General features: G+C 54.5%; 12 protein-coding genes and 1 riboswitch. Of the genes, 8 read left to right on the top strand and 4 right to left on the bottom strand.

Annotated elements, in window-relative coordinates; genetic code table 11:
• Nucleotides 1-125: 125 nt before the first annotated feature.
• Both ppc and argE read right to left on the bottom strand, forming a co-directional pair.
• Nucleotides 126-2,777, bottom strand: a complete 2,652-nt coding sequence (gene ppc / locus AAEY27_RS21570) for a phosphoenolpyruvate carboxylase (RefSeq protein ID WP_342322792.1) — start codon at nt 2,775-2,777, stop codon at nt 126-128.
• Between the two features lie 254 nt (nt 2,778-3,031).
• The gene (argE, locus tag AAEY27_RS21565; RefSeq protein WP_342325671.1) at nt 3,032-4,183 is read right to left on the bottom strand and encodes an acetylornithine deacetylase; all 1,152 of its coding nucleotides are present in this window, start codon (nt 4,181-4,183) and stop codon (nt 3,032-3,034) included.
• Between the two features lie 168 nt (nt 4,184-4,351).
• On the opposite strand from argE, the gene argC reads away from it, so the two are divergent.
• From argC to oxyR, 4 genes are all read left to right on the top strand, one after another.
• The gene (gene argC, locus AAEY27_RS21560) at nt 4,352-5,356 is read left to right on the top strand and encodes an N-acetyl-gamma-glutamyl-phosphate reductase (protein ID WP_342322791.1); all 1,005 of its coding nucleotides are present in this window, start codon (nt 4,352-4,354) and stop codon (nt 5,354-5,356) included.
• A 13-nt stretch (nt 5,357-5,369) separates the two neighbouring features.
• Entirely contained in the window at nt 5,370-6,146 is a 777-nt protein-coding gene (gene argB, locus AAEY27_RS21555) for an acetylglutamate kinase (protein ID WP_342322790.1), read from the top strand.
• A 79-nt stretch (nt 6,147-6,225) separates the two neighbouring features.
• Entirely contained in the window at nt 6,226-7,599 is a 1,374-nt protein-coding gene (gene argH / locus AAEY27_RS21550; protein ID WP_342322789.1) for an argininosuccinate lyase, read from the top strand.
• A gap of 260 nt (nt 7,600-7,859) precedes the next feature.
• Entirely contained in the window at nt 7,860-8,777 is a 918-nt protein-coding gene (gene oxyR, locus AAEY27_RS21545) for a DNA-binding transcriptional regulator OxyR (protein WP_342322788.1), read from the top strand.
• Here oxyR and sthA read toward each other — a convergent pair.
• A complete protein-coding gene (gene sthA, locus AAEY27_RS21540) occupies nt 8,760-10,160 on the bottom strand; it encodes a Si-specific NAD(P)(+) transhydrogenase (RefSeq protein ID WP_342322787.1) in 1,401 nt (466 codons plus the stop codon). The genes oxyR and sthA overlap by 18 nt on opposite strands.
• 196 nt (nt 10,161-10,356) lie before the next feature.
• On the opposite strand from sthA, the gene fabR reads away from it, so the two are divergent.
• Both fabR and AAEY27_RS21530 read left to right on the top strand, forming a co-directional pair.
• Nucleotides 10,357-11,001, top strand: a complete 645-nt coding sequence (gene fabR, locus AAEY27_RS21535; RefSeq protein WP_342322786.1) for an HTH-type transcriptional repressor FabR — start codon at nt 10,357-10,359, stop codon at nt 10,999-11,001.
• 3 nt (nt 11,002-11,004) lie between these two features.
• Nucleotides 11,005-11,370, top strand: a complete 366-nt coding sequence (locus AAEY27_RS21530; protein WP_342322785.1) for a YijD family membrane protein — start codon at nt 11,005-11,007, stop codon at nt 11,368-11,370.
• Nucleotides 11,371-11,413: 43 nt separating this feature from the next.
• Here the strand turns inward: AAEY27_RS21530 and trmA are convergent, their stop codons facing one another.
• Complete coding sequence (gene trmA, locus AAEY27_RS21525) at nt 11,414-12,514, bottom strand: tRNA (uridine(54)-C5)-methyltransferase TrmA (protein ID WP_342322784.1); 1,101 nt, start codon at nt 12,512-12,514, stop codon at nt 11,414-11,416.
• A 117-nt stretch (nt 12,515-12,631) separates the two neighbouring features.
• A riboswitch (cobalamin riboswitch) is annotated at nt 12,632-12,802 on the top strand.
• 66 nt (nt 12,803-12,868) lie between these two features.
• Here trmA and btuB point away from each other — a divergent pair.
• Both btuB and murI read left to right on the top strand, forming a co-directional pair.
• Nucleotides 12,869-14,719, top strand: a complete 1,851-nt coding sequence (btuB, locus tag AAEY27_RS21520) for a TonB-dependent vitamin B12 receptor BtuB (RefSeq protein WP_342322783.1) — start codon at nt 12,869-12,871, stop codon at nt 14,717-14,719.
• Nucleotides 14,664-15,515 (top strand): glutamate racemase, encoded by an 852-nt coding sequence (murI, locus tag AAEY27_RS21515; protein WP_342322782.1) that lies wholly within the window; start codon nt 14,664-14,666, stop codon nt 15,513-15,515. Before btuB ends, murI begins: the two co-directional genes overlap by 56 nt.
• Nucleotides 15,516-15,740 lie beyond the last annotated feature (225 nt).

Raw genomic sequence — 15,740 nt, 5'->3', positions numbered from 1 at the left:
CAATGAGAGTCAATAACGGGAGGAATATAGGGAATGTGATGGATATATGACAACGAAATTTTGCAGCATTTTTACCCGTCAGGTAAAAATGCTGCGTTTGTTGAGCGTTGGTTGACGTTAGATGCTTAACCCGTGTTACGCATACCCGCAGCAACCCCGGCGATGGTGACCATCAACGCCTGTTCGACACGGCTGTCCGGCTCCTGACTTTGCTCTTCCGCAAGGCGCGAGCGGTGCAGCAACTCGGCCTGCAACACGTTGAGCGGGTCGGTATAAATGTTGCGTAGCTGGATAGACTCGGCAATCCACGGCAGATCGGCCATCAGGTGCGAATCGTTGGCGATATCCAGCACCACGTTGATGTCTGCTTCCAGTTGCTTACGCAGCTCTTCACCCAGCGGCCACAGCTCCGGTTTCACCAGGCGCTGATCGTAATATTCTGCCAGCCACAGGTCGGCTTTCGAGAAGACCATCTCCAGCATACCAAGGCGCGTTGAGAAGAACGGCCAGTCGCGACACATCGCTTCCAGTTCGCTCTGCTTGCCGTCTTCCACCACTTTTTGCAGCGCCGCGCCGGCACCGAGCCACGCTGGCAGCATTAAGCGGTTTTGCGTCCAGGCGAAGATCCACGGAATGGCGCGCAGGGATTCCACGCCGCCGGTCGGGCGACGTTTTGCCGGGCGGGAACCCAGCGGCAGTTTGCCCAGCTCCTGTTCCGGTGTCGCAGAGCGGAAATAGGGCACAAAGTCTTTGTTTTCGCGCACATAACCGCGGTACATCTCGCAGGAGGTGGCCGACAGTGAGTCCATAATATGACGCCATTCGCTTTTCGGCTCCGGCGGCGGCAGCAGATTCGCTTCCATAATGGCGCTGGTGTACAGCGACAGGCTGCTGATGGTGACTTCCGGCAGACCGTACTTAAAGCGAATCATCTCACCCTGTTCGGTCACGCGCAGGCCGCCTTTCAGGCTGCCTGGCGGTTGCGAAAGCAGCGCGGCGTGTGCTGGCGCACCGCCACGACCAATGGAGCCGCCGCGACCGTGGAACAGCGTCAGTTCGATACCGGCTTTCTCGCAGGTTTTAATCAGCGCGTCTTGCGCCTGGTATTGCGCCCAGCTTGCGGCCATCACGCCCGCGTCTTTCGCGGAGTCGGAATAGCCAATCATCACCATCTGTTTGCCCTGAATAAAGCCGCGATACCAGTCGATATTCAGCAACTGGGTCATCACATCGTCGGCGTTGTTCAGGTCATCAAGAGTTTCAAACAGCGGTGCGACCGGCAGCGCAAAACCGATACCGGCTTCTTTTAGCAGCAGGTGCACGGCCAGCACGTCGGACGGCGTTTTCGCCATGGAGATCACATAGGCGGCGATGGATCCCCGCGGCGCTTCGGCGATCACCCGGCAGGTGTCCAGCACCTCGCGGGTTTCTTCGCTCGGCTCCCACTGGCGTGGCAGCAGCGGGCGTTTGGAATTCAGTTCGCGGATCAGGAACGCTTGTTTATCGGCTTCCGACCAACTTTCGTAATCGCCAATGCCGAGATAGCGGGTCAGTTCGCCCAGCGCTTCGGTGTGGCGAGTGCTTTCCTGACGAATATCGATACGCACCAACGGCACGCCGAAACTCTTCACGCGGCGTAACGTATCGAGCAGTTCGCCATTGGCGATAATGCCCATGCCGCAGGCTTGCAGGGATTTATAACAGGCGTACAGCGGCTCCCAAAGTTGCTCATTCTGCGTCAGCAGCCCGGCAGGTTTCGGCAGTTTCTGGCCTTTCAGACGTGCTTCCAGCCAGGTTTGCGTGGCCATCAGATCGCTGCGCAGTTTTTTCATCAGGTAGCGATACGGCTCGCGCGCGCCTTCGGCACCGGCCAGTTCGCGCAACTCGTCGGTGCACTCAACCATCGACAGTTCGGAAATCAGCAACTGGATATCTTTCAGGAACAAGTCGGTTGCTTTCCAGCGGCTGAGCAGCAGCACGTGGCGGGTAATATCGGCGGTAACGTTCGGGTTGCCGTCACGGTCGCCGCCCATCCAGGAGGTAAAGCGCACCGGGACAAAATCTACCGGTAGCTTGTAATTGAGGTTCTCTTCCAGCTGTTCGTTCAGTTCGCGCAGGTAATTCGGCACGCCTTCCCACAGACTGTTTTCCACCACCGCAAAGCCCCATTTGGCTTCATCTACCGGGCTTGGGCGGTTGCGGCGGATTTCATCCGTGTGCCAGGACTGGGCAATCAGCTGGCGCAGACGGCGCATGAGCTGGTGGCGTTCGTAATCGGCGATATCGCCGTTATCCAGCTGCTTTAAGCAGGCGTTCACTTCCACCATTTTGTGGATCAGCGTACGGCGCGTGATCTCGGTCGGGTGGGCGGTCAGCACCAGCTCCAGCGACAGCGCTTCAACCGCTTTAATAATGGTGGCTTCGTTGAGATGAGGTTGGTCTTTCAGCTTTCTGATGGTGCGGGCAATCACTTCCGGGTTATTCGCCGCTTCGCCTTTTGCTGAAATGCTGTGGTACTGCTCCGCGGTGTTCGCCAGATTCAGGAACTGGCTAAAGGCGCGCGCAACCGGCAACAGCTCGTCATTGGACAGATTCTGCAAGGTGGTGAGCAGCTCCTGACGGTCGGCTTCGTTTCCGGCGCGAGAAGATTTGGACAGCTTACGGATCGTTTCAACCCGGTCGAGAATGTTCTCGCCCAGTGCATCCTTGATGGTATCTCCCAGCAGTTTGCCGAGCATACTGACATTACTACGCAAAGCGGAATATTGTTCGTTCATGTTACCCCAGACACCCCATCTCATTTTATTTTGTTATACCTGCCGTTGAGCAGATATAAGACACCGTCTTTTATAAAGCCACGTAAAACCCACCACGTCAATTGCGGCGAAATCGGTTCAGCAAACCAATAAATGTCGGCAATTTACGAAATTTAATTCACTTTGCGCCAGATAAGTTTCGCTTATGAAAATCACCCTTTGCGCGCATAAAAATCCCCTCAAAAGAGGGGATGCGAGAGAAGAAGAAACGGTGCTTAATGCCAACAGAAATGGTGCACAACCTGCGTAATAAGTTCGCGTGTTGGCTTAATAAAGCGCGTTTCCAGGTATTCATCCGGTTGGTGCGCCTGGTTGATTGAGCCAGGACCGAGCACCAACGTTGGGCACAGCGTTTGAATAAACGGCGCTTCGGTGCAGTAGTTCACCACGTCGGTTTCTACACCGAGCAGTTTTTCCACCACCGCCACCAATTGATGATCCGGCGGGCATTCATAACCTGGAATTGGCGGGTGCAGCTCGGAAATGGTCAGGCGGCCCGGCCAGCGGGAACTGACCGGCTCCAGCGCATCATTAAGCAAGCCGTTCAAATCGTTCAGCGTCATACCCGGCAGCGGGCGAATATCCATATGTAATTCACAGCAGGCGCAGATACGGTTTGCCGCATCACCACCGTGAATGTGCCCAAGGTTCAGCGTCGGATAAGGCACGGTGAACGCATCGTAGTGATAACGCTCTTTCAGGCTGTCGCGCAGTTGCAGAATATGGCCGATGGCGTCGTGCATCAGTTCAATCGCGTTGACGCCGCGCGCCGGATCGCTGGAGTGGCCGGATTGGCCCAGAATACGAATGGCATTGGAAATATGGCCTTTATGCGCGCGAACCGGTTGCAGCGAGGTCGGCTCGCCGATAATGGCGCAGTCCGGGCGCAGTTGCGTGTTCTCGGAGAAATAACGTGCGCCAGCCATGCTGGTTTCTTCATCGGCGGTGGCGAGGATATACAGCGGCTTGCTCAGTTTTGTCACATCGACGTCACGCAACGCATCGAGGATAAAGGCAAAAAAGCCTTTCATATCGGCGGTGCCGAGGCCGTAGAGCTTGTTGTCATGCTCAGTCAGCGTAAACGGATCGCGCGTCCAGCGCCCATCATCATAAGGCACCGTATCGGTGTGACCGGTCAACAGCAGGCCGCCTGCGCCCGTTCCTGCACTGGCAAGCATGTTGAATTTATTGCGTGTGCCGGGTACCGGCTGCACTTCAACATTGAAGCCGAGGTCGCCAAACCATCCTGCCAGCAAATTGATTAAAGACGCATTGCTCTGATCCAGTGCTTCTTCCGTTGCGCTGATCGACGGTGTCGCTATCAGGGCGCGGTAAATCTCGATAAATGGCGGCAAATTCATTTTCATTGTTGACATACCTGAGTTCGTGATAGTATCAATATTCATGCACTAAATGTGAATAAAAATACAATAGTGTTGAGCGTAAGGGAACCCGTAAGGCACTTCGCTCAGCAACGCGGGATGGATGCTGAGTCTCTCCCTGGCACACATGACGTAAGAAGGTAAACCGCCCCAATGTTGAACACATTAATTGTGGGCGCCAGCGGTTATGCTGGCGCAGAGCTAGTGACCTATGTAAATCGCCATCCTCATATGAACATAACCGCTTTGACGGTTTCTGCGCAAAGTAATGATGCAGGAAAATGTATCTCTGATTTACATCCGCAGTTGAAAGGCATTGTCGATCTCCCGCTGCAACCGATGTCCGACATTGGCGCGTTCCTTGATGGCGTAGACGTTGTTTTCCTCGCCACCGCCCATGAAGTGAGTCATGACCTGGCGCCCACCTGCCTGGCGGCAGGCTGTGTGGTGTTCGATCTTTCTGGCGCATTCCGCGTTAACGATTCCGCGTTTTATGAAACATTTTATGGTTTTACGCATCAGCACGCCGATCTGCTTGAGAAAGCGGTGTACGGCCTGGCCGAGTGGAACCACGACAAATTGAAAGACGCGCAGCTGATTGCGGTGCCGGGTTGCTACCCGACGGCGGCACAGCTGTCGTTAAAACCGCTGATCGACGCCGGGCTGTTGGATCTCAACCAGTGGCCGGTGATCAACGCGACCAGCGGCGTGAGCGGTGCCGGGCGTAAAGCGGCGCTTTCCAATAGTTTCTGCGAAGTGAGCCTGCAACCTTACGGCATCTTCAACCATCGTCACCACCCGGAGATCGCCACGCATCTCGGCACGGATGTGATTTTTACCCCGCATCTGGCAAGTTTCCCGCGTGGAATTTTGGAAACCATTACTTGCCGTTTGAAACCGGGTGTAACTCATGATCAGGTTGCGGACGCGTTCAAACAGGCTTATGACAGCAAACCATTGGTACGCTTATATGACAAAGGCGTTCCGGCGCTGAAAAACGTGGTCGGTCTGCCGTTCTGCGATATCGGCTTTGCCGTGCAGGGGGAGCATCTGATTGTTGTCGCTGCCGAAGACAACCTGCTGAAAGGCGCGGCGGCGCAGGCCATACAGTGTGCGAACATTCGTTTCGGCTATGCTGAAACCCAGTCACTTATTTAATCGAACAGGCGTAATGATGAATCCATTAATTATCAAGCTCGGTGGCGTACTGCTGGATAGCGAGGAAGCGCTGGAACGTTTGTTTACCGCCCTGGTGCAATATCGCGAATCTCATCAGCGCCCGTTAGTGATCGTTCACGGCGGCGGCTGCGTGGTGGATGAGTTAATGAAACAGCTTAATCTGCCCGTGAAGAAGAAAAATGGTCTGCGTGTTACCCCCGCCGATCAGATCGACATCATTACTGGCGCGCTGGCGGGTACCGCCAATAAAACGCTGCTGGCATGGGCGAAGAAACACCGTATCGCGTCTGTCGGCCTGTTCCTTGGCGATGGCGACAGCGTAAACGTGACGCAGCTGGATGAAGAACTCGGTCATGTGGGCTTAGCGCAGCCGGGTTCACCGAAGTTGATCAATGCTCTGCTGGACGGCGGTTTCCTGCCGGTGATGAGCTCCATTGGCGTGACCGACGAAGGCGAGCTGATGAACGTCAACGCCGATCAGGCGGCGACCGCATTAGCCGCAACGCTCGGCGCGGATCTGATTCTGCTGTCTGATGTGAGCGGGATTCTGGATGGCAAAGGCCAGCGAATCGCCGAAATGACGGCGGCTAAAGCTGAGCAGTTGATCGCGCAGGGCATTATTACCGATGGCATGATCGTAAAAGTGAACGCGGCGCTCGATGCGGCTCGCACGCTGGGTCGCCCGGTGGATATTGCCTCCTGGCGTCACGCCGAGCAGTTACCGGCGCTGTTTAACGGCACGCCGATCGGTACACGCATTCTGGCGTAATCAAGGCAACATCTCTTTGTAAGCCGGATAAGCGCAGCGCCATCCGGCAGTGAAATTCAAGCAATTAAGGAAGCATATTATGGCACTTTGGGGCGGGCGTTTTACTCAGGCAGCAGATCAACGGTTCAAACAGTTCAATGACTCTTTGCGCTTTGATTATCGCCTGGCGGAGCAGGATATCGTTGGCTCTGTGGCCTGGTCTAAAGCGCTGGTCACCGTAGGCGTGCTGACCCAGGCGGAGCAGGTTGAGCTGGAAGAAGCGCTGAATAACCTGCTCGAAGAGGTGCGCGCTAACCCGCAGCAGATCCTGCAAAGCGATGCTGAAGATATTCACAGTTGGGTCGAAGGCAAGCTGATCGACAAAGTCGGCCAACTGGGCAAGAAACTGCACACCGGGCGTAGCCGTAACGATCAGGTCGCCACCGATCTGAAACTGTGGTGCAAAGACACCGTGAGCGAGTTGCTGTTGGCGAATCGCCAGTTGCAGAGCGCGCTGGTGGTCACTGCAGAGAATAACCAGGATGCCGTAATGCCGGGCTATACGCACCTGCAACGCGCGCAGCCGGTTACGTTCGCGCACTGGTCATTGGCCTATGTTGAAATGCTGGCGCGTGATGAGAGCCGTTTGCAAGATACGCTGAAACGCCTTGATGTAAGTCCGCTGGGCTGCGGTGCGCTGGCGGGTACGGCTTATGACATCGACCGTGAACAATTGGCGGGCTGGCTAGGATTCGCTTCGGCAACCCGCAACAGCCTGGACAGCGTGTCCGATCGTGATCACGTGCTGGAACTGCTCTCTGATGCATCAATTGGTATGGTGCACCTGTCGCGCTTTGCCGAAGATCTGATCTTCTTTAATTCTGGCGAAGCCGCGTTTGTTGAGCTGTCCGATCGCGTGACCTCCGGTTCATCGTTAATGCCTCAGAAGAAAAACCCGGATGCGCTGGAGCTGATCCGCGGGAAATGTGGCCGTGTACAGGGTGCGCTGACCGGCATGATAATGACACTGAAAGGCCTGCCGTTGGCGTACAACAAAGATATGCAGGAAGATAAAGAAGGGCTGTTCGACGCGCTTGATACCTGGCTTGACTGTTTACACATGGCGGCGCTGGTGCTGGACGGCATTCAGGTGAAACGCCCGCGCTGCCAGGAAGCGGCGCAGCAAGGTTACGCTAATGCGACCGAACTGGCGGATTACCTGGTCGCGAAAGGCGTGCCGTTTCGCGAAGCGCACCATATTGTCGGTGAAGCGGTGGTGGAAGCCATTAACCAGGGCAAACCACTGGAAGAGCTGGCGCTGGCTGATTTGCAGAAATTCAGTACGGTGATCGGCGATGACGTTTATCCCATCCTGTCGCTGCAATCTTGCCTTGATAAACGTGCGGCAAAAGGCGGTGTTTCGCCGGTTCAGGTCGCTCAGGCGATTGCGGATGCAAAAGCGCGGTTGGTGTAACGTTCGCAATACGAAATGAAGAGCCTGGCGTGATGCCGGGCTTTTTTATGCAAAAAAAAGCGGACACTCAGGTCCGCTAAAACGTTCACGTTGGCTTTAGTTGTTCAGAGAGAAACAGAGGGTAAACGGTCACATCAAAGGTCAATCGCGGGACCGCTGCGTTTCTGGCGCTAATTATTGAACAGAACGCTTGATAGGGATAATCGTTCGTTGCTATGCTATCTATCGCCATGAACTATCGTGGCGACGGAGGATGAATAATGAATATTCGTGATCTTGAATACCTGGTGGCGTTAGCCGAACATCGCCATTTTCGCCGCGCAGCCGACTCTTGCCATGTTAGCCAGCCTACGCTGAGCGGGCAGATTCGTAAGCTTGAAGATGAACTGGGCGTCATGCTGCTGGAGCGTACCAGCCGCAAAGTCCTGTTTACCCAAGCGGGGTTGCTGCTGGTGGATCAGGCGCGAACCGTGCTGCGCGAGGTCAAAGTGCTGAAGGAAATGGCAAGCCAGCAGGGGGAAACCATGTCCGGCCCGCTGCATATTGGTCTGATCCCAACCGTTGGACCTTATCTGCTGCCACATATTATTCCGCTGCTACACCAAACCTTCCCGAAACTCGAAATGTATCTGCATGAAGCGCAAACGCATCAGCTACTGGCGCAACTGGACAGCGGCAAGCTCGACTGCGCGATTCTGGCGCTGGTCAAAGAGAGTGAAGCGTTTATCGAAGTGCCGCTGTACGATGAGCCGATGATGCTGGCGATTTATGAAGATCATCCGTGGGCGAACCGCGAATGCGTGCCGATGTCCGATCTGGCGGGTGAAAAACTGCTAATGCTGGAAGATGGGCACTGCCTGCGCGATCAGGCGATGGGTTTCTGCTTTGAAGCGGGCGCGGATGAAGATACGCACTTCCGCGCAACCAGCCTGGAAACACTGCGCAACATGGTAGCCGCCGGAAGCGGTATTACCTTGCTGCCGGCGCTTTCCGTACCGCGTGAACGCAAACGCGATGGGGTTGTTTACCTGCCGTGCATCAAGCCGGAACCGAAACGTACCGTTGGCCTGGTTTACCGCCCGGGTTCACCGCTGCGCAGCCGCTATGAGCAACTGGCAGAGGCCATCCGTGGTGCGATGGATGGCCATTTCGACAACACGTTAAAACAGGCGGTTTAAGCCGTTTAGCGCCGCTACCCGATAGGCTTCCGCCATGGTCGGGTAGTTAAAGGTGGTGTTAACAAAGTACTCGATAGTGTTACCGCCACCTTTCTGCTCCATAATCGCCTGGCCGATATGAATGATTTCGGCCGCGCGCTCCCCAAAGCAATGAATACCCAAAATTTCTTTGGTTTCACGGTGAAACAGGATTTTCAGCGTGCCGACATTCATGCCGACAATCTGCGCGCGCGCGAGGTGTTTAAACTGGGCGCGACCCACTTCGTACGGCACTTTCATTGACGTTAGCTGCTGTTCGGTTTTACCAACTGAGCTGATTTCCGGAATGGTGTAAATGCCGGTCGGGATATCTTCAATCAGATGCGCGGTAGCTTCACCTTTCACCATCGCCTGCGCGGCGATACGGCCCTGATCGTAAGCCGCTGACGCCAGGCTCGGATAACCAATTACATCACCCACTGCGTAAATATGCGGCAGTGCGGTTTGGTACATACTGTTGACCTTCAACTGACCGCGCCCGTCCGCTTCCAGACCAATATTGGCCAGGTGCAGGCTGTCGGTATTCCCGGTGCGCCCGTTGGCATACAGCAGGCAGTCGGCTTTCAGCTTTTTGCCGGATTTCAGGTGCATAATCACGCCATCTTCCAGCGGCTCAATACGTTCGTACTCTTCGTTATGGCGAATCACCACGCCGCTATTCCAGAAGTGGTACGAAAGCGAATCCGACATCTCTTGATCGAGAAACGCCAGCAGCCGATCGCGGGTGTTGATCAGATCCACTTTGACGTTCATTCCGCGGAAGATCGACGCATATTCGCAGCCAATCACCCCGGCGCCATAAATAATCACATGGCGCGGCTCGTGGTGCATGTCGAGAATCGAGTCGCTGTCATAAACGCGCGGATGGGCAAAGTCGACATCACTTGGGCGGTAAGGACGCGAACCGCAGGCAATGACAAACTTATCTGCGGTGATGGTTTCGACGGTGCCGTCGTGACACTCCAGCGCCAACGTGTGGTCATCAATAAAGTGCGCGTTGCCTTCTAAAATTTTGCAGCGATTGCGCTCATAAAAGCCCTGACGCATGTTGGTTTGCTGATTAATGACGCTTTCAGCATGGTTCAGGATATCGGCAAAAGAGGAGCGAAGAAGGCGGGAGTGATCGCTGTAAAGCGGGTTTTGGTTGAATTCGATGATACGGCTAACAGCGTGGCGCAGCGCTTTCGAGGGGATGGTGCCCCAGTGCGTGCAACCGCCGCCAACGTTGTGGTAGCGCTCGATAACCGCTACCCGTGCTCCCTGTTTAACCAGGCCCATGGCTGCACCTTCGCCGCCGGGACCGGAGCCTATTACTATTGCGTCATAATCGTAGGAATGTGGCATGGTAAGGCTTACCTGTTCTTATACATAAAAGCAACATAATACTAACATTAAAGCCGGGATAACCCAATTATCGCTGTGCTTTTTTCCGGTGAGCCAGGAGAAACTGCGCGTAAACAATCAGTCACAATCCAGTACAATCCGATCAGAATTATTCTCTGGTATAGTGCCAGCAGGCCTTTGGAAGGATTCAAACATCGTGATGGGTGTAAGAGCGCAACAAAAAGAAAGAACCCGGCGTTCGCTGGTAGAAGCTGCATTTAGCCAACTTAGCGCTGAGCGAAGCTTTGCCAGCCTGAGCCTGCGAGAAGTCGCCCGCGAGGCGGGCATCGCACCCACGTCTTTTTACCGGCATTTTCGCGACGTGGATGAGCTTGGCCTAACCATGGTGGACGAAAGCGGGCTGATGCTGCGCCAGTTGATGCGCCAGGCGCGTCAACGTATCGCGAAAGGCGGCAGCGTTATTCGCACCTCGGTATCCACTTTTATGGAATTTATCGGCAATAATCCCAACGCATTTCAGCTACTTTTACGGGAGCGCTCCGGAACCTCTGCGGCATTCCGCGCGGCGGTAGCGCGTGAAATTCAGCATTTCATCGCGGAACTTGCCGATTACCTTGAACTCGAAAACCATATGCCGCGCGCTTTCACCGAAGCGCAGGCGGAAGCGATGGTGACGATTGTGTTTAACGCCGGTGCAGAAGCGCTGGACGTGAGCGCAGAGCAGCGCAAGCAGTTAGAAGAGCGGCTGGTATTACAGCTGCGTATGATTTCGAAAGGTGCATATTACTGGTATCGCCGTGAACAGGAAAAAATGGCGCATCAACCGACGAATGAAGGATGAGTAATGAAACAGTCAGGTCAAGATAAAGGTACGTTGCTGCTGGCGCTGATCGCTGGCTTGTCCATTAACGGTACGTTTTCAGCTGTTTTTAGCTCCATCGTGCCGTTTTCGATATTCCCAATTATCTCGCTGGTGCTGACGGTCTATTGCCTGCATCAGCGTTATCAAAACCGCACGATGCCAGTTGGTCTGCCTGGGCTGTCCGCCGCCTGTTTTATTCTGGGCGTGCTGCTATATAGCACCGTGGTGCGTGCGGAATATCCGGACATTGGCTCCAACTTCCTGCCTGCGGTGCTGTCGGTGATTCTGGTGTTCTGGATCGGTTTTCGTCTGCGCGGGCGTAGCCGTAAATACGAAATGTCAGAGTGATCTGTTTGCCGGAGGGCGGTGTCGCTTGCTCCGGCATACGGACTTATTTGCGGGTTAGCAGTACGCCACACTCCATATGGTGCGTGTACGGGAACTGATCAAACAGAGCCAGGCGCGAAACAGTGTGCGTCTGGCTTAATGTTTCCAGGTTCCTACACAGCGTTTCCGGATTGCAGGAAATGTACAGAATTCGCGGGTAAGCCTGCACCATCTTCTCGGTTTCGGCATCGAGCCCACTGCGCGGCGGATCGACGAAAATCGTCTCACATTGATAACTTTTCAGGTCGATTCCTTGCAGCCGATTAAAGGCGCGCACGCCGTTCATGGCCTGGGTAAATTCTTCCGCCGACATGCGGATAATCTGCACGTTATCAATATGGTTCGCAGCAATGTTGTACTGCGCTGCCGCCACGGACGGTTTGGCGATCTCAGTCGCCAGCACGCGGTCAAAATTGCGCGCCAGCGCCAGGGAAAAATTACCGTTGCCGCAATATAACTCCAACAGATCGCCAGTCGCGTTGCGCGTGACATCCAGCGCCCATTCCAGCATCTGAATATTCATCGCCGCGTTCGGTTGGGTAAAGCTGTTCTCGACCTGGCGATAGATCATCTCCCGACCGCCCACAGGCAGACGTTCGTCGACGAAATCCTGATCCAGTTCGATTTTAGTTTTCGTCGCGCGGCCAATGATTTGCACATTCAGGTTTTGCGCACGCAGCGCATCGCGCAGGCGCGTCGCTTCTTCCTGCCACTGTTCATCCAGCTTTTTGTGATACAGCAGTGTGACAATCGCCTGGTTGCTCAGCGTGCTCAGATAATCAATCTGAAACAGCTTGTGGCGCAGCGTTTTGTTGTCGCGCACCGCATCAATCATCACTTTCATTAACTGATTAATCAGCTCGCTCGCCGCCGGGAAGCTGTCGACGCGAATACGCGATTTTGTCTGCTGATCGAAGATGATGTGGTAGAGATCGTCGCCGTCATGCCATAAACGGAACTCGGCGCGCATGCGGTAATGGCTGACCGGTGAGCGGAACACCTCCGGAAGCGGCGCGGAAAAGGGCGTCATCAGTGATTGCAGACGCACGACTTTTTCGGCCAGTTGGGCTTCGTATTGATCTGTCGGCAGGTGTTCTGGGGTCATGGCGCTTCCTGAGAGATTATGAATAACGCGGCGATTGTAGGGATTGCTCACGGGATGTCCAGCCCCGGATGTGAGCGAAATACTCACTTAGCAGTCTGGACATCTATGTGTAACAGAATGTAGCATCCCTGTTCCGGTCCTGTGAGTTAAAAGGGAACCCAGTGTAAATCTGGGGCTGACGCGCAGCGGTAAGGATTAAGGTGAGAGGACAGACACTGCCTGCGGGTGGGAAGTCGCCATCTCGTTGTACCTCCAAGCCCGAAGACCTGCCGGAATACGTCGCATCTGGTTAACATCATCGCGAGCTATTGATGGAACCTGCGGCATCCTTTTTATTTTGTGGATGCTTTCACAATGATTAAAAAAGCTTCGCTGCTGACGGCGCTCTCCGTCACGGCATTTTCCGGCTGGGCGCAAGACAGCGGTTCAGACAATTTGGTGGTGACAGCAAATCGTTTTCAACAACCCGTCAAGACGGTGCTGGCGCCGACGGAAGTCGTCACGCGTGAGGATATCGATCGCTGGCAGTCACAGTCGCTGATCGATGTACTGCGCCGTTTGCCTGGCGTGGATATCGCGCAAAATGGCGGTATGGGGCAAACCGCTTCTGTTTATGTACGTGGTACGGAAGCCAAACACCTTTTGCTGCTTATTGATGGCGTGCCGGTTGCGCGCTCCGGGATTTCCAACAATCCCGAACTCAATCAAATCCCGCTTTCTCTGGTGCAACGCGTTGAATACATTCGCGGGCCGCGCTCTGCCGTTTACGGTTCCGGGGCGATCGGTGGCGTGGTAAACGTCATCACCCTAACGGGAGATGGGAAATCGCAAATCAACGCCGGTATCGGTTCGAAGGGTTATCAAACCTACGATGGCACCGTGCGCCAGCGTTTCGGCGACACTGTGGTCACGGCGGCTGGCTCTTATACCAGCAAGCGTGGATTTAACGTTCAGCCGGATTCGACCTGGGATCATGACGACGACCGCGATGGCTATCGCAATAAAACCTTCTGGGGCAGTTTACAGCACAAGTTCAATGAGAACGTCGACGGCTTCTTTCGCGGCTACAACTTTACCAACAATGTCGATTACGACCTGGGCAGCGCGCCGTATAGCCCGGAGTACAGCGCTGATGAACGTCAGCTCTATGTGCAAGGCTGGGATACTGGGCTGAACTTCCAGCAGGGAATTTACTCTTCGCAGTTGCTGGCGAGCTACCAGAAAAGTAAAGACTACAACTACAGCAGCATCTATGGTCGTTATAACGACGGCACCACACTGGATGATATGGAACAGCGTTATATCCAGTGGGGCAACAATGTTGCCGTGGGTAAAGGTTTTATCGGAGCGGGCGCAGACTGGAAACAGGAGCGCTTGATCGCGTCGAATCAAAGCACGCGTGATAATTATGACCGCGATAATACAGGTCTCTACCTGAATGGGATGCAGCAGTTTGGCGACGTTACGCTTGAAGCATCCGGTCGCGAAGATAAAGATGATGAATTTGGCTGGCACGGCACCTGGCAGACTGCCGCAGGTTGGGAGTTTATCGAGAATTACCGCCTGACGGTTTCTTACGGCACGGGCTTCCTCGCGCCTTCGTTGGGCCAGCAGTATGGCGCTAAGCGTTTTGGTATCGCCGCAAACCCGGATCTCAAACCGGAAGAGTCAAAACAATGGGAAGCCGGTATCGAAGGGTTAACGGGTCCGGTTGACTGGCGCTTGTCGGCCTATCGCTATGAAATCGAGAACCTTATTACCTATAGTGATACGGCTTATTACAACGTTAACTCTGCCACAATCAAAGGCGTGGAGTGGACCGGCAGCGTGGATACGGGCATTTTCTCGCATCGCGTCACGCTGCAATACATTGACCCGCGTAATGATGAGAATAACGAAGTTCTGGCGCGTCGCGCGAAACGCCAGGCGAAGTACCAGCTTGACTGGTCCGTATTGAATGTTGATATGGATCTGGCCTGGGAGTACTTCGGTAAGCGTTATGACAACCCAACTTCGGCCTATAACTCTGTGCAACGTATTCTGCCAAGTTATAGCACCGTCGATTTTTCTGCCTCATATCCTGTGACCTCTCATCTGACAGTTCGTGGTAAAATCGCGAACTTGTTCGATAAAGAGTACGAGACAGCTTATGGCTACCAAACTGCAGGACGGGAATATACCTTGTCTGGCAGCTACACCTTCTGACGCGCGTCCCACCGTCCTGGTGTTTGACTCCGGCGTCGGTGGGTTATCCGTTTATGATGAGATCCGGCATCTCCTGCCGGATCTGCATTACATCTACGCGTTTGATAATGTCGCTTTTCCTTATGGAGAGAAAAGCGAAGCGTTTATCGTTGAACGCGTCGTTGAAATTGTCACCGCCGTTCAGGCGCAATACCCCCTCTCGCTGGCCGTTATCGCCTGTAATACGGCAAGCACCGTTTCTCTGCCCGCGCTGCGTGATAAATTCACTTTTCCTGTTGTGGGCGTTGTACCTGCCATTAAACCAGCGGCGCGCTTAACGGCGAACGGTATTGTGGGTTTACTGGCGACGCGCGGTACGGTGAAGCGTCCTTATACGCACGAGCTGATCGCGCGTTTCGCGAATGAATGCCGGATTGAGATGCTGGGTTCGGCTGAGCTGGTGGAACTGGCCGAAGCGAAACTGCACGGTGCACCCGTACCGCTCGAAGAGTTGCGTCGTATTCTGCGCCCCTGGCTGCGCATGAAGGAACCGCCGGATACCGTGGTTTTAGGTTGTACGCATTTTCCCTTATTACAAGAAGAGTTATTGCAGGTCTTGCCTGAAGGTACGCGTCTGGTGGATTCCGGCTCGGCGATTGCACGTCGAACCGCCTGGCTTCTTGAACACGAAGCGCCTGATGCAAAATCTTGTGCCGACAATATTGCGTATTGCATGGCGCTCACGCCAGAGACCGCACAATTAGTGCCCGTTTTGCAGCGCTACGGGTTCAAAAAGCTCGAAAAACTGGCTGTTTAGGGCGGTTTTGCGCAAAAAAGAGGCGGTTGAAAAGTTTTTTGAATTTAGGGGTTGTCAGCCGGAATTAACTCCCTATAATGCGCCTCCACTGACACGGCACAACGGCAGACACACCGGCCTGTCAGGTGAAGAATTCTGAAAATAATCAGTTGACTTCACGGCGGGAAAGCGTAATATGCACACCCCGCGCCGCAGCGAAAAGCGAGGCGGCACTGCTCTTTAACA

It is taken from the genome of Kosakonia sp. BYX6 (assembly GCF_038449125.1).
GTDB lineage: Bacteria > Pseudomonadota > Gammaproteobacteria > Enterobacterales > Enterobacteriaceae > Kosakonia > Kosakonia calanthes.
Note: the sequence above shows the minus strand (reverse complement) of the source record. Positions and strands in the feature narration are given on the sequence as shown.